An 18,679-nucleotide genomic window follows, 5' to 3' on the forward strand; every position below is an offset into this window, starting at 1 on the left:
GGCGCCGAGGGCGCGCGCGGTGGCCCGGCGTGACCGCGGCCATACGATCGGGTGACGGGCCGTATCGCGGGTGACGGGACTCGCAAACGTGGGCCCCCATGACCGGACATGCGATCACACGTGATCGGCGCTGCGATGGAGTCATGGGCACGACCAGGTGGGGCGGCACGCGGCTGTACCGCGTCTTCGAGGCGACCTGTGACCGCGTGCCCTCGGCGACGGCGCTGGAGTGCGGCCGGCACGTCCTGACGTACGCGGAACTCGACGCCCGCGCCAACCGGCTCGCGCATCACCTGCGCGGGCTGGGCGTCGGGCCGGGGTCCCGGGTCGCGCTGCTGGTGCCGCGGTCGGTGGACCTGTATGCGGCGCTGCTGGCGGTGGGCAAGGCCGGTGCGACGTTCGTCCCCGTCGACCCGGCGGCGCCCGCGGACCGGGTCGCCTTCATCGCGTCGGACGCGCGGGTGGACGCGGTGCTGACGGTGGCCGGGCGGGCGGGCGCGGTGGCGGGGATCGGGGCGCAGGTGGTGGAGCTGGACACGCGGGCGGCGGAGCTGGCCGCCGCGCCGGCCACCCGGCCGCGGGTCCCGGCTCCGGCGCGGGTCCCGGCCCCGGCGCGGGCGGCGGCACCGCCGGGCCCGGAGGACGACGACCCCGCCGACCCGCTCGCGTACATCATGTACACCTCGGGCTCCAGCGGCCGCCCTAAGGGCGTGGCCATCGCACACTCCAGCATCTGCAACTTCCTCGCCGTCGTCCCCGGCATCTACGACGTGCGCCCGGAGGACCGGGTCTACCAGGGCATGACCGTCTCCTTCGACTTCTCCATCGAGGAGATCTGGCCCACCTGGGCGGTGGGCGCGACCCTCGTCGCGGGGCCGGCCGAGTCCGGGGCGGGGCGGTTCGGCGCCGAACTCGCCGACACCCTGGACGCGTTGGGCATCACGGTCCTGTACTGCGTCCCGACGCTGCTGGCGACGGTCCCCCGGGACCTGCCGGGGGTGCGCGCCCTCATGGTGGGCGGCGAGGCGTGCCCGGCCCGGCTCGTCGAGCGGTGGAGCCGGCCGGGGCGGCGGATCCTCAACACCTACGGGCCGACCGAGATCACCGTCACCGCGACCGTCGCGGAGCTGCGGCCGGGCCGGCCGGTCACGATCGGCCGGCCGCTGCCCACGTACACGGTGGTGCTGCTCGACGAGGAGCGCCGGCCGGTGCCGGACGGGGCGGTCGGCGAGATCTGCGTGGGCGGTCCCGGCGTCGCCCGCGGCTATGTGGGGCGCCCGGAACTGACCGCGGAGCGCTTCATCGCGCACCCGCTGGCCCCTGGGGGCGGGCGGCTGTACCGCACCGGCGACCTCGGCCGGGTCACCGCGGACGGGGAGATCGCGTTCCTGGGGCGGGCCGACGACGAGGTGAAGGTCCGCGGCTACCGGGTCGACCTCGGCGAGATCGACAACGTGCTGCTGGAGGACCCCGGGGTGGCCGAGGCGGCCACCGCGCTGGTGCGGCTGCCGCACCGCGACGGGGAGGGGGAAGGGGCCGGGGAGGGGGAAGTGGCGGGAGAGAGCCGGGAGTTGTCCGCTTATGTGGTGCCGGCCTCGAAGTCCGTGGTGCCGGCCTCGAACGGCGTCGGGCCGGTGGACGCGGCGGCGGACGCGGCGACGGACGCGCTGGTGGCCCGCCTCCACCAGCATCTGCGGCAGCGGCTCCCGGCCTACATGGTGCCGCCGTTCCTCGACGTCCTCCCCCGGCTGCCGGCCATGCCGAGCGGCAAGGTGGACCGCCGGCGGCTGCCCGCGCCGACCGGGCGCCGGCTGGGCGGCGGTGGCCGGGTGGTGCCGCCGCGGGGCGAGTTGGAGGCGCGGGTGCGGGAGGTCTGGGCCGAGGTGTTCGGCATGGACCCCGACGCGCTGTCCACGGAGGCGGACTTCTTCGACGACCTCGGCGGGCACTCGCTGCTCGCCGCCCAGGTCGTCTCGCTGCTCCGCAGCCGCGGCATCGGCAGCGGCACCGGCGCCGCCCTGCGCGATCTCTACGCCCATCCGACGGTGCGGGGCCTGGCGGCCGGTCTGGCAGCGCCGGACACCGCGGCGGCCGCCGCCGGGGCCACGGGCGGCGGAGGAAGCGGCAGCAGCGCCTCGCACGACGGGAACGGAGAGGCCGCCGAGACCACCCCGCGCGACGACCACGACCACGACGGCAACAGCACCGACGCCCCCGCGAGTTCTCCCCCGGTCCGTCCCCGCCCCCTCCGCCACAGCCGGGCCCGGATCGCCGTGGCCGGGCTGGTGCAGGCGGCCGCGCTCTATCTCCTGCTCTTCGCCACCACCCTGCCGCTGGCCGTCGTCTTCAGCCGGCAGGGCGGCGTGTTCACCAGCCGGACGCCGATCCCGGTACGGCCCGTACTGGCCGTGCTCGTCGGCTATGCCGGCGTCCGCTGGCTGCTGCCGGTGCTGCTCGCCCGCCCCCTGGCCGCCGGCATCCGGCCGGGTCGCTATCCCCTGTGGGGCCCGACCTACCTCCAGCTGTGGACGCTCGGCCTGCTGCTGAGCGTGAGCCCGCTGCCCGCGCTGAGCGGCTCCCCGCTGGCGGGCGGCTATCTGCGGCTGCTGGGCGCCCGGATCGGGCCGCGGACGACCGTCGCCACCGGCGCCGTCCCGCTGCCGTCCCTGGTCCGGATCGGCGCGGACGCCTCGGTCGGCTACGGCGTCACCCTGCACGCCTGGCGGGTCGCCGACGGCTGGGTGACCGTCGCCCCGATAGACATCGGCCCCCGCGCCTACGTAGGGGCTCATGCGGTGCTGGAACCGGGCGCCCGGGTGGAGACGGGCGCCGGGCTCGGCGAGCAGTCGGTGCTCGGCGAGGGCGACGCCGTGCCGCCCGGCGCCCGGTGGGCCGGTTCCCCGCCCTCCCCGGTGCCGGCCCTGGCCGGGGACGTCGAGGAGATGCTGCGCGCCGGCGACCCGGCCGAGCGCGGACGGGCGCGGCAGTTCGCCGCCGCGCTGCTGGGCGTCGTCCTCCTCGAACTCCTCGCGCTGGCCGTCCTGGTGCCCGGCGCCGCGCTGGTGTGGTGTACGTGGCTGGCCTGGGGCAGCGGGCCCGCCGTCCTGGTCTCCCTGGTGCCGGCCGCGCCCCTCTACGTGCTCTCGGTCTGCGCCGCGGTCGCCGGCGCCAAACGGCTGGTGCTGCGGCGTACCCCGGTCGGCGTCCACCCGGTCCGCTCCGGCCTCGGTGTGCGCAAGTGGCTCTCCGACAAGCTGCTGGAGTCCAGCCTCGCCCTCACCAACTCCCTCTACGCCACCCTCTACACCGTCCCCTGGCTGCGGCTGCTGGGTGCCCGGATCGGCTCCGGCGCCGAGGTGTCCACCGCCTCCCACCTCGACCCGGACCTGCTCGCCCTCGGCGAGGGCAGCTTCGTCGCGGACATGGCGGGGGTCGGCGGCGCGGCGTTCGCCGGCGGCCGGGTCCTGTGCCGCCGCACCGAGGTGGGCCACCGCGCGTTCGTCGGCAACGCCGCGTACCTGCCGGCCGGGACCCGGACCGGGGCCAACTCCCTGATCGGCGTGGGCACCGTCCCGCCCGAGGAGGGGGTGCCCGCCGGCACCTTCTGGCTGGGCTCCCCCGCGTTCCGCCTCCCGCGGCGCCAGAGCAGCGGCACCTTCCCCGAGGAGCTGACCTTCCGCCCCACCCGCCGGGCGGTCCGCCGCCGCCTGGCCATCGAGTACTTCCGCGCGACGATGCCGGCGGCCCTCCTGGGCACCACCGCCTTCCTCTTTCTCCTCGCGCTCTCCGGCGTCGCCCACAGCCCCTCTCCGGCCCCGCCGCTGCTGCTCGCCCCCGTCCTCCTCATGGCCGCCGGCCTCGCCGTCGTCGCCGCCTGCGCCCTGCTCAAGTGGCTGGTGGTCGGCCGCTACCGGCCGCGCGTCGAGCCCCTGTGGAGCTGGTTCGTCCGCCGCACCGAGTTCGTCACCGGCCTGTACGAGGCGGCCGCGGTGCCGGCCGGGCTCGCCGCCCTCGCCGGCACCCCCTTCCTGCCGCCGGCGCTGCGCCTGTTCGGCGCCCGGATCGGCCGCCGGACGTGGCTGGCCACCACCTTCCTCACCGAGTTCGACCTGGTCGAGGTGGGCGACGACGCGGCGATCGGCGCGGGCGTAAGCTTGCAGACGCATCTCTTCGAGGACCGGGTCATGAAGATGTCGAAGGTCACCGTCCGGGCCGGCGCCGGCGTCGGCAGCCGCGCGATCGTGCTCTACGACGGCATCGTCGGCGAGGGCGTCTGGCTCGACGCGCTGTCCCTGGTCATGAAGGGCGAGTACCTCGTCCCCGGTACGGCGTGGCGCGGCATCCCCGCCCAGGGCCTGGCCCTCCGGTCCGCCGACCGCCCGTCCGCCGCGCCGGCCCCGCACCCCACCGGCCCCGCACGGTGAGCCCCATGCCCCCAGACGGTTTCCTCGACTCCCTCCGCCGGGCCTTCGGCGCCCGCCGCGAGCCGGAGTCCCCCCTTCCCACGCCCGACGGCCGCCGCCTGGCCCTGGTCTACCGCGGCCCGGCCGCGCGCCCCGCCGGCTGCTCCGAGGCGGTCGCCGAACTGCTCACCACCGGCCCCTGGAACCTCGACGTCCGCTACACCGGCCCGCACGAGGAGATCCCGCTCTCCGCCACGTCCCTGGCGCACGCCCACCTCTACGCCCAGCCGGGCGGCGGCGACCTGGACCCGGCCTACCGCCGGCTGCGCAAGCACGCCGGCGAGATCCGCGACTACGTCCAGGGCGGCGGCCGCTACCTGGGCTTCTGCCTGGGCGGCTATCTGGCCGGCGACGACCCGGGCTTCGATCTGCTCCCCGGCGACACCGACCAGTACATCGTCACGCCGGGCGCCACCGTCCAGCACGACGGGGACACCGTCGTCGAGACCCGCTGGCGCGGCCTCCCCCGCACCGTCTACTTCCAGGACGGCCCGCACTTCCTCCTCGACGAGGGGGCCGACGCCACCATCCTGGCCACCTATCCCAACGGCACCGTCGCCGCCGTCGTCGCCCCCTGCGGCGCCGGGAAGATCGCCGTGGTCGGCCCCCACCCCGAGGCCACCGACGACTGGTTCCTCGACGAGAACCTCCCCGTCCACCACACCCGCGACCTGGCGGTGGACCTGGTGAACGAACTGCTGGCCTGAGGCGGCCGGGGACGGCACGCGCGAGCCCGCCGGTTGTCGTGGACGAACGACGACCGGCGGGCTCGTAGGCGTTGGGAAACGTCAGCTCAGAAACCACTTCACGACGTCACCGAAGAGGGTCACTGCGAGTTGCACCCAGTGGTCCACTGCTGAACACCTCCTTTCCTTCTGCATATCCGAAGCGGATCGATATCGGATCGGTATCGGAATGTGCCGGAGTCCGGAATTCGGACGGGCGGCGGTCGGGTCGATGTACTCACGGGGGGGAAATTCAACCCGGCCGCGCCCTGAGGTAGTTGACCGCCTAAAGGCCAGAAACCCTTAGCTGATGCCCCACTTGACGAGGTCGGACAGCAGGGTGGAGGCGAGGTGGAGGAGGCTGGTGAGCATCTCCGGACACCTTCTTTCTGTTCCGGGTATCGGACGTTGCGCTGCGTCCGGTACGGGTTTTGCGGACGTTTTGATCCTCACCGGCCCGCCGCGCCGGCACATCCGCACATGACCGCAGTGTGTGTGCGGATCACCCGCAAGAAGTTGAACGTTGGCTTTCCGGCTCTCGGAACGCGCCGGGACATCAACTCCCTTTCCGTGCCCGTGCCGCACATATGCCGCAAAAGCGTCGCGGCCGTCCTTGGTTGACAAAGTCGGCCGATACGTCGGATGGTGCTGACCCCTGTGAGAGACGGCGGGCAGTGGGGCTTTCCCGCGACTCCCGGAGAGGCTGACGGAGAGGCTGACGATGCACGAGCCCGTACGCGTGGTGCTGGTCGACGACCATCCGACCGTGCGCGCCGGGACCCGGGCACTCCTGGAGCCGGAGGGTTTCGACGTCGTGGGAGAGGCCGCCTGCGAACGTGGCGCGCTCGACGCCGCGGCCGGCCACCGGCCCGACCTCATGATGCTGGACATGCGGCTGGGCTCCGCGTACACGCTCCAGGCCATCCCCGGCCTGCTGGCGGCCGCCGCCGGGATGAGGATTCTGGTGCACAGCATGTACGGGGACCCGGCGCTCGTCCGTGAGGCACTGACCGCGGGCGCTTCCGGCTACCTCCTCAAAAGCACCTCGGTCGCCGAACTCGTCGCGGCGGCACGGACCGTGGCGACCGGCGGGACGTACGTGCAGCCGTCGCTGGGGGCCGGCCTCGCCTGCACCCCGCGGAGCGAGCGGCAACTGCCGCTCCGGGAGCGGCAGGTCCTGGACCTGCTGGCCGACGGCCACACCAACCGCGAGGTGGCCGAGCGGCTGACCGTCAGCGTCCGCACGGTCGAAAGCGTCCGGGCGACCCTGCGCGCCCGGCTGGGCCTCACCACCCGTGCGGATCTCGTCGCATACGCCAGGCAAAACCGCTCCGCCCCCGTGTGAACGGCCGGCGAAACAGACAGTGAAAACGCTTCTCACTATTTCTGCTTACCGCCGCGTCGCCCAGTCGTCACTTGGGCGTCATTGGCGCCTTTAATGCAAAGAGCTTGCAGTTGACAAGCGCTCTCCGGCGTCGGATGGTATGTGCACGCATCTGAGTAAGTGCACGCATTCCTGCCTGATTTGCGTGTGTAATTCCGCGAGGGGAGGCGGCCGATGAGTGGCAGCTTCGCTCGGGCCGCACTGGCCCGACTTCAATCCCTGGGCCTCGCCCGCGCTCTCTGCCTGGTATTGATCTTTCTCGGTGCCGTCACCTACGTAGCGGAATTCTCCGTGTTCGACCCGTTGCACTTTCGCATGGTGGCGGCGATGGCCGTCGTCTCGGCCGTCGGCGGACTCCTTCTCCCCGCCGGCAAGCCGCCCCAGGTCCGCTGGCTGCTGGTCCTGCTGTCCGGCGGTTTCACGGTCGTGGCCCTGACCCCCCGGATGTCCGAGCGGGTCGGGCACCTGATCTTCCTGTTCCTGCTGACCGGGGCCGTGTGCTCGGTGGTGGCCTGGTCCAGGCCGAAGGCCCGGCTCGAACGGGACAAGCTCCAGTCGCTCATCAGCGGCCAGGAGCACTATGTCGCGCTGCTGGCCGGGGAGTTGCACGACGAGGTGCTCCAACTCCTGGCGCTGACGCGTCGTCAGCTCGATGCGGCCCGGGCCAAGGAGGACCCGCGGGCATGGCGGGAGGCCGTCGCGCTGGCGGTGGGACGGCTCGACGAACAGGAGTCGGCACTGCGCGGCGTCATCGCCCATCTGCACCCGGTGGCCCTGCGGGAGATGGGCCTGACCGCGACGGTCCGTTCGCTCGCCGCGCGGGTGGCCGCCGAGAACGGCCTGACGGTACGCGTGCTCGTCCAGGGAGACCCCCACGACGAGCCGGATTCCGGCGACGGCGTGACGCAGACCGCCTACCGCATCGTCCAGGGATCGCTCATCAACGTCGTCAAGCACGCGGACGCCCGCCATGCCAGGGTGTGCCTGGCCTACCGGCGCGACTCCGTCGGCGTCACCGTCAGCGACGACGGCTGCGGCATTCCGCCGAACTCACAGCTGATCGAGTCCGGTTACGGCATCCCGGGAATGCGCTGGCGCTGCGAGGCGTACGGCGGCACGTTCTCCGTCCTGTCCCTCGGCCGCGGCCTGGGAACCGTCGTCCGCGCCACCCTCCCCCTGGAGCCGCGTCCCGCCGAAGGCGCCGACCGCCCCGCGAACGCCGCCGGGCGGGCCCGTCCGTGAACGGTCCCGCCCGGTGGCGTGGTGGTGCTGTGCCGGCTACTTCTTCGGCAGCCAGCGCTTCCAGACGTCGGGGTGCTCCTGGACCCACTTCTTGGCCGCTTCGTCGGCGGAGAGGCCGCCGGAGGCGATCATTTCGGAGACCTCGTTCTGGTCCTTCTTGTCCCAGCGGAAGTTCTTCAGGAACTGCGCCGCGGTGCTGCCGCTCTTGGCGAAGTCGGTGTTGAAGTACTTCTGGAGCGGGGTGGTGGGGTACGCGCAGTCGATGGACTGCGGGTCCTTGGCCCCCTTCGCCGCGCAGGCGTCGGTGTACGGCGGGAGCTTGACCTCCACCATCGGCACCTGGTTGAAGAGCCACTGGGGTTCGTACCAGTAGGTGAGGAACGGCTTCTTCTGCTTGGCGAACTGCTGGATCTGGGTGATCTGGGCGGCCTCGGAGCCGGCGAAGACGACCTGGTAGTTCAGGCCGAGGTTCTTCACCAGCGCCTTGTCGTTGGTGACGTAGGACGGCGAACCGTCCATCAGCTGGCCCTTGTTGCCGCTCTCCGAGGTGCGGAGTTCCTTGGCGTACTTGTTGAGGTTCTTCCAGTTGGTGACGTCGGGGTGAGCGTCGGCCCAGTACTTGGGCACCCACCAGCCGATGTGGCCGGTGACGCCGTTGCCGCCGCCCGCCGTGATCGTCTTCTTGTCCTGGACGTAGCGCTTCTCCTGGTCGGGGTGGCCCCAGTCCTCCAGGATGGCGTCGACCCGGCCCTGGCTCAGGGCGTCCCAGGCGGGGATCTCGTCCACCTGGACGGTGTCGACGTGGTAGCCCAGCTCGTGTTCGAGCAGGTACTGCGCCACCGCGACGTTGGCCTGGGCGCCGACCCAGGTCTGCACGGACAGGGTGACCGACTTGGAGCCCTTGGCGGCGGCGAACGGCGACCCCTGCTTGGTCATGTCGGCCTTGCCGCAGGCGGAGAGGGAGACCAGCAGGGCGCCGGCCGCGGCCGTGGCACCCCCGGCCCTCATCAGAGTGCGGGTACGGGACATGGTCAGGCTCCCTTCCCGGCGGTGCGCCGTTCCGTGGGCTGGGTGACCCGGTCGAGCATCAGGCCCAGGCAGACGATGGCGACGCCGGCGACCAGGCCGAGGGCGAGGTTGCCGGTGGCCAGGCCGGTGACCACGTCGTAGCCGAGGGCGCCGCCGCCGACCAGGCCGCCGATGATGACGACGGCGAGGACGAGCACCACGCCCTGGTTGACGGCCAGCAGCAACGCGGGCCGGGCGAGCGGGAGTTGGACCTGCCGGAGGGTCTGCCAGCGGGTGGCGCCGAGGGACTCGGCGGACTCCATGGCGCCCGGGTCCACCTGGCGCAGGCCCTGGGTGGTGATCCGGATGACGGCCGGCAGGGCGTAGACCACGGCCGCGGCGGCGGCCGGCGCGCGGCCCACCGCGAACAGCGCCACGACGGGGATCAGGTAGACGAACTGCGGCATGGTCTGCATGACGTCCAGGACCGGGCGCAGCACGGCCTCGAAGCGCTTGCTGCCGGCCGCGAGGATGCCGGTGCCGATGCCCAGCACCAGGGTCAGCACCAGGGCGGCGAGGACCTGGGAGAGGGTGTCCATGGACCGCCCCCAGACACCCAGGACGCCGACGGCGGACATCGCCAGGACGGCGGTCAGGGCCGTCCGCCAGGTGCCGATGAGCCAGGCCAGCGCGGCGACGACGAGCAGCACGCCGTACCAGGGCAGGGCGGTCAGGCCGTCGCGCAGCGGGTTGAGCACCCAGTTGGTGAAGTGCGCGGCCCAGTCGGCGGTGCCGCCGACGACCGGCACGCCGGAGTAGAGGTGGTTGACCATCCACTCCTTGGCGTCGTTGACCGGGCGGCCGATGGCGAGCGTGGCGCCGGCGGGCCAGATCGTCGAGCCGGCCAGCCGGCCGATGAGCGCGGCCACCGCGGTGAGCACGGCGATGCCGGCCCAGGCGGGCCAGCCGCGCAGCAGCCGCGGGCCGGCGGCGGCCTGGTCCGCGCCGAGCTTCTCGCCGGCCGCGGCGGTGGTGCGGTCCATGACGATGGCCAGCAGCACGATCGGGACGGCGGCGGCGAGCGCGGCGCCGACGTCGACGGAGGCGAGCGCCTGGTAGACGCGGTCGCCGAGGCCGGCGGCGCCGATCATCGACGCGATCACGGCCATGGACAGCGCCATCATGATCGTCTGGTTGACGCCGAGGAGGAGTTCCTTGCGGGCCAGCGGCAGGCGGGCGGTGAGCAGCCGCTGGCGTCCGGTGGCGCCGAGCGAGGAGACCGCCTCCAGGACACCGGCGTCCGCGCCGCGCAGGCCGAGCGCGGTGAGCCGGGCCATCGGCGGCGCCGCGTAGATCACGGTGGCCAGCAGCGCGGCCGGCACGCCGATGCCGAAGATCATGACGACCGGCAGGAGGTACGCGAAGGCCGGCAGCACCTGCATGGTGTCGAGGACCGGGCGGAGGATCTTGAACAGCCGCGGGGAGAGGCCGGCGGCGAGCCCGAGGAGCGCGCCGACGACGACCGAGGCGAGCACCGCGACGATCATCAGGGCCAGCGTCTGCATGGTCGGGATCCACATCCCGAGCGCACCGCTGACCAGGAAGGACACCAGCGCGGTGGCGGCGATCCGGACGCCGGCGACGCGCCAGGCCAGCAGCGTCACACCGGCCGTCACACCGGTCCAGCCGAGCGCGAGCAGCAACAGGTAGACGCCGCGGACGGAGAGCACCACGGCGTTGCTGAGGTGGCCGAGGACGTAGACGAACAGCCAGTGGCTGTCGCGGTTGTCGATGATCCAGTTGCTGGCGTGGTCGAGCGGTCCGGAGACGTCGACGGTCAGCGCGCTGGGCCAGGCCGCGCCCGGCCAGGCAGCCTGAGCGAGCGGGACGAGGACCGCCGCGGCGACGGCGAGCAGCAGGAGCTTGGCGAGGCCGCGGCGGCGCAACAGGGCCTGGATCGGGCGGAGCCTGCCGGCGCCGAGCGCGCCGGCGGTGGTGGGAGGTGCGGCCGTGCTCATGCGTGGCCTCGCTTCACCGTGCCGGCCGGCACGTTCAGCGCGGCGGCGCGCTGGGCCCGGCGCCACCGGCGGAGCAGGGCGGCGCGCACCCGGGCCCGGGGGCTCGCGGCGGGCGCGTGGGGGACGACGGCGCGGGCGGCGCCGCGGTGCGGAGCGGCGGCGTACATCAGGCGGCCACCTCCCCCGGGGCGTCGTACGGCGCCGAGTTCCGGGCCACCACGTTCAGCAGGCAGGCGCTGTCGACGATGCCCAGGCAGCGGCCGTTGTCGACGACCCGGGCGGGGCCGCCGGTGCGGGCGACGGCCTCAATGGCGTCGCAGATCAGGGTGTCGGGGGTGAGCGCGGGGCCGCCGTCGGCCTCGCCGTCCTCGACGGGGCGCATCGCGCGGCGCACGGTGAGGACCTGCTCGCGCGGCACGTCCCGGACGAAGTCGCGGACGTAGTCGTCGGCGGGCGAGCCGACGATCTCCTCGGGGGTGCCGAGCTGGACGATCCGGCCGTCGCGCATCAGGGCGATCCGGTCGCCGATCCGCAGCGCCTCGGCGAGGTCGTGGGTGATGAAGACCATGGTCCGCCCCTCCTCGCGGTGCAGGCGGACGACCTCCTCCTGCATGTCGCGCCGGATGAGCGGGTCGAGCGCGCTGAACGGCTCGTCGAACAGCAGGACCTCGGGGTCCACGGCGAGCGCGCGGGCCAGGCCGACGCGCTGCTGCTGGCCGCCGGAGAGCTGGCCGGGCCGGCGCTTCTCCAGGCCGGCCAGGCCGACCTTGTCGACCATCTCGGCTGCCTTCTCGCGGCGTTCGGACTTGCCGACGCCCTGGATCTCCAGCCCGTAGGCGACGTTGTCGACGACGGTGCGGTGCGGCAGCAGGCCGAAGTGCTGGAAGACCATGGCGGCCCGGCGGCGGCGCAGTTCGCGCAGGGCGGTGCGGTCCATGGCGCGGACGTCCTCGCCGTCCATCTCCAGGGCGCCGCTGGTCGGCTCGATCAGCCGGGTCAGGCAGCGGACGAGGGTGGACTTGCCGGAGCCGGACAGGCCCATGACCACGAAGACCTCGCCCTTGCGGACGTCGAAGGAGACGTCGCGGACGGCGGCGGTGCAGCCGGTCTGCTCGCGCAGCTCGCGGGCGCTCAGATCGGCGACCGAGGCGTCCTCGGGGATCCGGTCGGCCTTGGGGCCGAAGACCTTCCACAGGTTCCGCACGGAGAAGACCGTGGGCTGCTCGCCCACGGCGCCCGCGGCGTCCGAGCCTTTGGCGGCCGAAGTGGCCTCGCCGGAGCGGGGGTTGGGGACGGCGGTGGCGTCGGTGGCGGAGGCGGCCATCACGCATCACCCCCCTGGGTCGGGGTCGCGCGGAGCAGTTCGGCGCACTTCTCCCCCACCATCAGCACGCCGATCATCGGGTTCACCGCGGGCATCGTCGGGAAGACGGAGGCGTCGGCGATCCGGATGCCCTTCAGGCCACGGATCCTCAACTCCGGGTCGACGACCGCGAGTCGGTCGTCCGCGGCGCCCATCTTGCAGGTGCCGGCGGGGTGGTAGACGGTGTGCGCGGCCTTGCGGACCAGCTCGCTGATCTCGGCGTCGTCGGTGACCTCGGGGCCGGGGAAGACCTCCCGCTTGAGCCACTTCTTGAAGGGCTCGGCCTCGGCGACCTTACGGGCCAGCTTGATGCCGTCGACGAGGGTCTTGCCGTCGTAGTCGCCCTCGTCCTCGAAGTACTTGAAGTCCAGCGCGGGCTTGACCTCCGGGTCGGCGGAGGTGAGGTAAAGCCGGCCGCGGGCGCGGGACTTGGGGATGTTGGGGGTCATCGAGACGCCGTGCTCGGGGCGCTCGTAGCCCAGTCGCTCGGGGTTGTCGGTGAACGGGATCTGGTAGAAGTGGAACATCAGGTCCGGGCCCTTGTGCTCCGGGTCCCGCTTGACGAACAGACCGGCGTCCGAGTCCATCGCGGAGTTGCCGGGGATCGGCCCGTTGGTCTCCCAGACGATGACCGACTCGGGGTGGTCGATCAGGTTCTCCCCGACGCCCGGCAGGTCCAGCACGCACTCGATGCCCAGCGCCTCCAGGTCCTCCCTCGGCCCGATACCGGAGTGCATCAGCAGCCGCGGGGTGTCCACCGCGCCGGCGCACACCAGCACCTCGCGGGCGGCCTCGACGTAGACCTCCGCGCCGTCCTTGGTGCGGACGTGGACGCCCTTGGCGGTGGTGCCGTCCAGCTCCAGCCTGTGCGCCCAGGTCTCCAGCATCAGCGTGAGGTTGGGCCGGTCGCCGGCCTCCATGTGCGGGTGCAGGTAGGCGACGGACGCCGACGACCGCTTGTTGTTCTCCGGGTGGTACGAGAGGTCGAAGAAGCCGACGCCCTCCTCGAAGGGCTGGTCATTGAAGCCGACGACCTCGGGCACGTCCAGGGCGGTCTTGACGGCCTCGATCCAGTCCGAGGCGATCTCGTTCTGGTCCTTCTTGGCCACCCGCACGATGTTGTTGCGCAGCTTGCCGAAGTAGGGGTCCATGTCCTTCGCGCCCCAGCCGGTGGCGCCGGCCGCCGCCCACTCGTCCCAGTCGGACGGCAGCGGCTTGAAGGAGATCAGGGTGTTGTGCGACGAGCAGCCGCCGAGGACCTTGGCGCGGCTGTGCAGGATGTGCGAGTTGCCCCGGGGCTGCTCGGTGGTCGTGTACTCGTAGTCCAGCTCGCCGCCGAGCAGGCCGAGCCACTTGCGCAGCGTCAGGACCTCCTCGCGGTCGATGTCGGAGGGACCGCCCTCGATCACCGCGACGGTGACGTCCGGGTCCTCGGCGAGGCGGGAGGCGATGACGGAACCGGCGGTGCCACCGCCGACCACCACGTAGTCGTACACGGGCATGGGGTGCTCCTTAACTGGCGAAGTGCGCGGGGCCCGGACGTCGGGGTGTCCGGGCCGGGGGTCGTACCGGAAGGGGGCCGGTCAGCCGGCGAACCAGCGGACGGGCTCGGGCCGCAGGTTCTCGTAGATGTGCTTGCTCTCCCGGTACTCGTCGAGTCCGCTCGGCCCGAGCTCGCGGCCGATGCCGGACTTCCCGAAGCCGCCCCATTCGGCCTGCGGCAGGTAGGGGTGGTAGTCGTTGATCCACACGGTGCCGTGCCGCAGCCGGGCGGCGACCCGGCGGGCGCGCGCGGTGTCGGCGGAGAAGACCGCACCGGCCAGCCCGTACTCGGTGTCGTTGGCGAGCGCGACGGCCTCGTCCTCGGTGGTGAAGGTCTCGACGGTGAGGATCGGCCCGAAGGTCTCCTCCCGGACGACCTTCATCCCGCGGTGGCAGCCGTCCAGCACGGTCGGCCGGTAGAAGTAGCCGCCGGCCGGCCGGACGTCGCTGGGCTCGGGGCGGGCGCCACCGCAGCGCAGGCTCGCGCCCTCGGTCAGCGCGGAGGCGACATACGCCTCGACCTTCTCCAGCTGCTGCTGGGAGACCAGCGGGCCGCACTCCACGCCCTCTTCGGTCCCGCGGCCGAGCTTGATCTTCTCGGCCCGGCGAGCGAGTTCGGAAACGAAGCGGTCCCGTACGGACTCCTCGATGATCAGCCGGGCACCGGCCGAGCAGACCTGCCCGCTGTGGATGAACGCCGCGTTCAGCGCCTGGTCGACGGCGGTGTCGAAGCCCTCGTCGGTGGCGCAGGCGTCGGCGAACACCACATTGGGGTTCTTGCCGCCCAGCTCCAGGGCGATCTTCTTGGCGCCGGAGACCGCCGCCGCGCCCGCCTTGGTGCCGCTGACCAGGCCGCCGGTGAAGGAGAAGAGGTCCACGTCGGGGTGTTCGGCCAGCCGCTGGCCGACGGGCAGCCCGGCGCCGGTGACGATGTTGGCGACGCCGTCCGGCAGCCCCGCCTCGATCAGCAGCCGGACCAGGTGCACGGTCGAGAGCGGGGTGACCTCGCTCGGCTTGATCACGAAGGTGTTGCCCGCCGCCAGCGCCGGCGCGATCTTCCAACTGGCCTGCAACAGCGGGTAGTTCCAGGGCGTGATCAGCGCACAGACACCGACCGGCTCGTGCACGACCACGCTGTGCACATCGGCCGACCCGGCATCCACGACCCGCCCGCCGCTCTCGTTGACGACGAGGTCGGCGAAGTACCGGAAGGCGTTGGTGACGTCGTCGACGTCGACCCGGCCCTCCTCCAGGGTCTTGCCGGTGTCCCGGCTCTCGATCAGGGCGATCTTCTCGCGGTCGCGCTGGAGCAGGTCGGCGACCCGGCGCAGCAGCGCCGACCGCTCGGCCACCGGCGTGCGGGGCCACACCCCGGCGCCGCCGTCGAAGGCCGCCCGGGCCGCCGCGACGGCCGCGTCGGCGTCCTCGGCGCCGCCCTCGGCGACCACCTGGAGCGTCGTGGCGTCCGCGGGGTCCAGGACCTCGCGTGTGGCACCGGAAGCGGCCGCCCGCCACTCCCCGCCTACGTGAATGGTCTCACTGGTCTCGCGTGTCTCGGTTGCCGCCACGACGTCCTTCTGCCTTCCGCTTTCCGGTGTGTTCCCGCCGGCGACCGGGCTCCCCAGTGATCTTCACTGGTTCAACCACTTGCCACGCCAGCAACGTGGACCCCTAACCCAAACCTGCATTCCTATGCCGGAACATTCATCGAAAGTGACCCGAGTCACCCCGAGGCGCCCGACCTCTCCGCATGCGCCCGAATAGGCCGGAAAGTACGCTGAATAGCCGTATGCCCATCCCGGGAGCCTCCCGGACGGCCTACCGCGGCCCCCGGGAGCCCCTCCGGACGGAGGTGCCGAGATGCCCCGCAGACGCCCCTCCCTCACCGCCCTGGCCTGCGGCGCGGCCGGTCTGATCGCGGCCGCCACCTGCGCCGCCGTGGCCCCGGCCGACGACCCGGACGACGAGGGCGACCTCGCCCACAAGTCGGCCCAGCAGATCTCCGACGAGGCCCTGCACGCCCTCCTCGGCGCGACCTCCGTGCGGCTGCGCACCGAGACCTCCGTCGACGCCACCAAGCTCGACCTCACCCTCGACCGGGCCGGGAACTGCGCCGGCGACATCAGCAACGGCGAGCAGGGCCGGGTCGACCTGATCAAGCGCGGCAAGGACGTCTGGCTGAAGCCCGACGCCGCCTTCTGGAAGAGCCAGCTGCCCGGCGACGAGGGCACCACCGCGGCCCGGAACTACCGGGACCGCTTCCTCCACGGCACCACCGACGACAGCTTCCTCCAGAGCATCGCCGCCGCCTGCGACCTCACCGCCTTCCAGAAGGCGGTCACCCCGCAGTCCCCCGCCCCCGACGAGAGCCCCGCCGTCACCCTCTCCAAGGGCCGCCCCACCACCCACGAGGGCACCCGCGTCCTCCCCGTCGTCAAGAAGGACGGCGACGCCACCCAGACCGTCTACGTCGCCATCAAGGGCACCCACTACCCCCTGAAGCTCGCCACCCGGGTCGACGACGAGACCAGCACCGTCCTGCTCAGCGACTACGACCGCCCGGTCTCCACGCACACCCCGCCCCCGGGCCAGACCGTCGACGTCTCCGTCCTGGAGGGGGGCCAGAACCAGTCCGTGTGACGTCAGCCCCCGCAAGACGTTCACCCCGTGACGTTCGTACATACGTATCGTTGAACCGTGCGGCTCCCCGCATCCCGCGGCGGAGCGGGGAGGAGCGGCACGATGACCATCAGCCTTGAGCGGACCGAACGGATCGAGATGGCCGAGCCCGGTGAGCCGACGTTGGACGAGCTGTTTGAACGGCTGGAGCGGATGCCCGTCCCCGAGGGATACAAGGTTGAGATCGTCGAGGGGGCCATCTTCATGTCGCCACAGCGGGACATCCACTGGCAGACCATTCGCCGGATCGTGCGGGCGCTGGAAGACCGCTTCGGCATGGACGTCCTTGCGATGTCGGATGTACGGATCGACTTCCCCGGTAAGCGCAACGGCTTCTGCCCAGACGTCGCCAAGCTCGCCGACAACGCCAAGAAGGAGGACGGCCGCTGGCGTTATCAGGACGTCGAGTTCGTGGCAGAGGTCATCTCCGAGAAGACCGCCATGAACGACTACGGCCCCAAGAAGAAGATCTACGCCACCGCCGAAGTCCCCATCTACGTCATCGCCGATCCCTACGCCGGCCGCTGCCGCGTCTTCACCCACCCCCAGGACGGCGAGTACATGCGCGACCTCACCCTTGCCTACGGCGAACCGATCGATCTCACGGACACCGTCCTCGGCATGACCTTCGACACCAAGGTTTTCCCGCGCGACTGACGGGCCGGCCCGGCGAGCCGCCCCGGGCGCCCGCGCGGTGCGCGAGACACTGCCGCCATGGAGAGCAAGGCACCCAAGGCAGTACTCCAGGGCGGTCCCGAGGGGATCAGCAAGCGGATCGTCGAGGTGGATCCCGGGGCGGGCGACCTGAAGATCCCGTACCGCGGTGGCTACGAGCACTTCCGGCCGACCGCGCGCGAGTGGGACACCGCCGACGGCCGGCTGCCGGTGTACGAGTGGTGGGAGCGGACCGAGCTGCCCGGCTAGCCGGCGGTGGCGGCGCGGCCCGGCGGACCGGGCCGCGGCCTCAGACGACGGGTTGGAACGACTCCAGGGCGACCCGCTGGACCTCCTCCTGCCGGGGCCAGTCGGACTCCGGGCCCAGGGCGAGGACCGCGAACTGGCGGCCGTCGGGGACGGTGAAGGCGCAGTCCACGGCCTGGACGCGGATGCCCAGGCGGTCGCTGTCGTAGGCGTAGGTCAGCTGGGCGCCGTTGGGGCCGGGCGGGCCCTGGCGCAGTTCGATGCCGAGTTCCTTGTAGCCCGGCTGGCCGGAGAGGCCCTTGGACGCCTGCTCCAGGGCCTGCCGCGGGGTGAGGTCGGGCTCGGTGATCTGGAAGATCTGCAGCAGGCTGCGGCCGTCCGGCGAGGTGTAGAAGACCCCGGTGGCGCGCAGCTCGCGCCGCCAGCCGTCGGGGACGGCGAGGGTGAAGCCCTTCTCGTCGTGGACGAGGTGGGAGCCGCTGGGGACGGGCGGGGCGGAGGCCGAGGGGGAGGCGGTGGGCGACGCAGAGGGCGTTCCGGGGGCGGTCGTCGGGGCGGTGGCGGTGGCGCCGCTCGCCGAGGCCGTCGGCCGGGCGGCGGGCCGGGCGTCCCCGCCCCGGCCCCACAGGAGGTAGCCGCCGCCGGCACCGGCCACGACGACGGCGGCCACCGCGGCGGCGATCAGGATCCGGGTCCGGCGGCCGGTGCCCGCGGCAGGCACGGGTATCCCCACGCTGTCGGTGCCAGGGACGTACGACGGTCCGGAACCGTACGCGGGCGCGACGGGGCCGTCGGCATCCGGCCCCGGAGCAGCGGACGGCGGCGGCGCGACCGGGCGGGGCGGCATCGGGCCGGTGTACGGGCGGGTGGGGCGCGCGGGGCCGGTCTCCCAGGACTGGGTGTCGGGGTTCCAGCGCGGTCCGGGGCCTTGGGGCACGGGCCGTCACCCTCCCAACAGGGCGGCGACCGCCTGGACCACCGCCGCGCCGGACGCCAGCAGCCCCACCACGGCACCGGCGTCGGTCAGCGCGGCCCGCAGCCGGGCCAGCCGGCCGGGGGCGGCGGCGCCGGTGCCGGTGATCTCCTCCTCGGTGTCGGCGAGTTCGGCCGTCAGCGCCCGGACCTCGGGGCTCTCCACGGCCCGCCCGAGGTCCTCGCGGAGGGTGCGGACGGCCTGGAGGAGCTGCTCGTGCGCCGGGTCGATCGCGGGCGCGGCGCCCTGGGCGTTGGTGCCGTGGTGGGTGACGGTGTTGTGGTCGCCGATGGCGAAGGCGCCCTGGACACTGCCGATGTGGATGCCGTTGCCGTTGCCGGCCCGGTCAGCTGATGCCACG

Annotated in this window: 15 protein-coding genes; 7 read left to right on the plus strand and 8 right to left on the minus strand. The window is 72.8% G+C overall.

Annotated elements, in window-relative coordinates:
- Positions 1-143: 143 nt before the first annotated feature.
- The 4 genes from ACRAS8_RS13840 to ACRAS8_RS13855 all read left to right on the plus strand — a co-directional run bounded on the left by ACRAS8_RS13840 (position 144) and on the right by ACRAS8_RS13855 (position 7,814).
- Complete coding sequence (locus tag ACRAS8_RS13840) at positions 144-4,424, plus strand: Pls/PosA family non-ribosomal peptide synthetase (RefSeq protein WP_438486291.1); 4,281 nt, start codon at positions 144-146, stop codon at positions 4,422-4,424.
- Between the two features lie 5 nt (positions 4,425-4,429).
- A complete protein-coding gene (locus tag ACRAS8_RS13845) occupies positions 4,430-5,170 on the plus strand; it encodes a BPL-N domain-containing protein (RefSeq protein WP_438486292.1) in 741 nt (246 codons plus the stop codon).
- A 739-nt stretch (positions 5,171-5,909) separates the two neighbouring features.
- Complete coding sequence (locus ACRAS8_RS13850; protein ID WP_438486294.1) at positions 5,910-6,533, plus strand: response regulator; 624 nt, start codon at positions 5,910-5,912, stop codon at positions 6,531-6,533.
- A gap of 213 nt (positions 6,534-6,746) precedes the next feature.
- On the plus strand, positions 6,747-7,814 hold the full coding sequence (locus ACRAS8_RS13855; protein ID WP_438486296.1) for a sensor histidine kinase: 1,068 nt from the start codon (positions 6,747-6,749) through the stop codon (positions 7,812-7,814).
- A 36-nt stretch (positions 7,815-7,850) separates the two neighbouring features.
- Here ACRAS8_RS13855 and ACRAS8_RS13860 read toward each other — a convergent pair whose 3' ends face one another.
- From ACRAS8_RS13860 to ACRAS8_RS13885, 6 genes are all read right to left on the minus strand, one after another.
- Positions 7,851-8,843 carry an ABC transporter substrate-binding protein gene (locus ACRAS8_RS13860; protein ID WP_438486298.1) on the minus strand — a complete coding sequence of 331 codons (993 nt, stop codon included), beginning with the start codon at positions 8,841-8,843 and terminating at the stop codon, positions 7,851-7,853.
- 2 nt (positions 8,844-8,845) lie between these two features.
- Positions 8,846-10,840: an ABC transporter permease subunit gene (locus ACRAS8_RS13865; RefSeq protein ID WP_438486300.1), complete on the minus strand. Its 1,995-nt coding sequence runs from the start codon at positions 10,838-10,840 to the stop codon at positions 8,846-8,848.
- Positions 10,837-11,007: a hypothetical protein gene (locus ACRAS8_RS13870; protein WP_438486301.1), complete on the minus strand. Its 171-nt coding sequence runs from the start codon at positions 11,005-11,007 to the stop codon at positions 10,837-10,839. Before ACRAS8_RS13870 ends, ACRAS8_RS13865 begins: the two co-directional genes overlap by 4 nt.
- Positions 11,007-12,164 (minus strand): quaternary amine ABC transporter ATP-binding protein, encoded by a 1,158-nt coding sequence (locus ACRAS8_RS13875; protein WP_438486303.1) that lies wholly within the window; start codon positions 12,162-12,164, stop codon positions 11,007-11,009. The genes ACRAS8_RS13870 and ACRAS8_RS13875 overlap by 1 nt, the downstream gene beginning before the upstream one ends.
- Positions 12,164-13,705 carry a GMC family oxidoreductase gene (locus ACRAS8_RS13880; protein WP_438486305.1) on the minus strand — a complete coding sequence of 514 codons (1,542 nt, stop codon included), beginning with the start codon at positions 13,703-13,705 and terminating at the stop codon, positions 12,164-12,166. The genes ACRAS8_RS13875 and ACRAS8_RS13880 overlap by 1 nt, the downstream gene beginning before the upstream one ends.
- Positions 13,706-13,786: 81 nt before the next feature.
- Entirely contained in the window at positions 13,787-15,313 is a 1,527-nt protein-coding gene (locus ACRAS8_RS13885; RefSeq protein WP_438486307.1) for an aldehyde dehydrogenase family protein, read from the minus strand.
- Between the two features lie 292 nt (positions 15,314-15,605).
- On the opposite strand from ACRAS8_RS13885, the gene ACRAS8_RS13890 reads away from it, so the two are divergent.
- The 3 genes from ACRAS8_RS13890 to ACRAS8_RS13900 all read left to right on the plus strand — a co-directional run bounded on the left by ACRAS8_RS13890 (position 15,606) and on the right by ACRAS8_RS13900 (position 17,348).
- Positions 15,606-16,385: a hypothetical protein gene (locus ACRAS8_RS13890; protein WP_438486309.1), complete on the plus strand. Its 780-nt coding sequence runs from the start codon at positions 15,606-15,608 to the stop codon at positions 16,383-16,385.
- A gap of 102 nt (positions 16,386-16,487) precedes the next feature.
- Positions 16,488-17,081, plus strand: coding sequence for a Uma2 family endonuclease (locus ACRAS8_RS13895; protein WP_438486310.1), 594 nt, complete (start codon positions 16,488-16,490; stop codon positions 17,079-17,081).
- Positions 17,082-17,138: 57 nt separating this feature from the next.
- Positions 17,139-17,348 (plus strand): DUF5988 family protein, encoded by a 210-nt coding sequence (locus ACRAS8_RS13900; RefSeq protein ID WP_438486312.1) that lies wholly within the window; start codon positions 17,139-17,141, stop codon positions 17,346-17,348.
- A 40-nt stretch (positions 17,349-17,388) separates the two neighbouring features.
- Here the strand turns inward: ACRAS8_RS13900 and ACRAS8_RS13905 are convergent, their stop codons facing one another.
- Both ACRAS8_RS13905 and ACRAS8_RS13910 read right to left on the minus strand, forming a co-directional pair.
- Entirely contained in the window at positions 17,389-18,282 is an 894-nt protein-coding gene (locus tag ACRAS8_RS13905; protein ID WP_438486314.1) for a hypothetical protein, read from the minus strand.
- Positions 18,283-18,288: 6 nt separating this feature from the next.
- A complete protein-coding gene (locus tag ACRAS8_RS13910) occupies positions 18,289-18,678 on the minus strand; it encodes a hypothetical protein (protein WP_438486316.1) in 390 nt (129 codons plus the stop codon).
- Position 18,679 lies beyond the last annotated feature (1 nt).

Origin of the sequence: Streptomyces sp. S186 (genome assembly GCF_051603415.1) — a bacterium.
Taxonomy (GTDB): domain Bacteria; phylum Actinomycetota; class Actinomycetes; order Streptomycetales; family Streptomycetaceae; genus Streptomyces.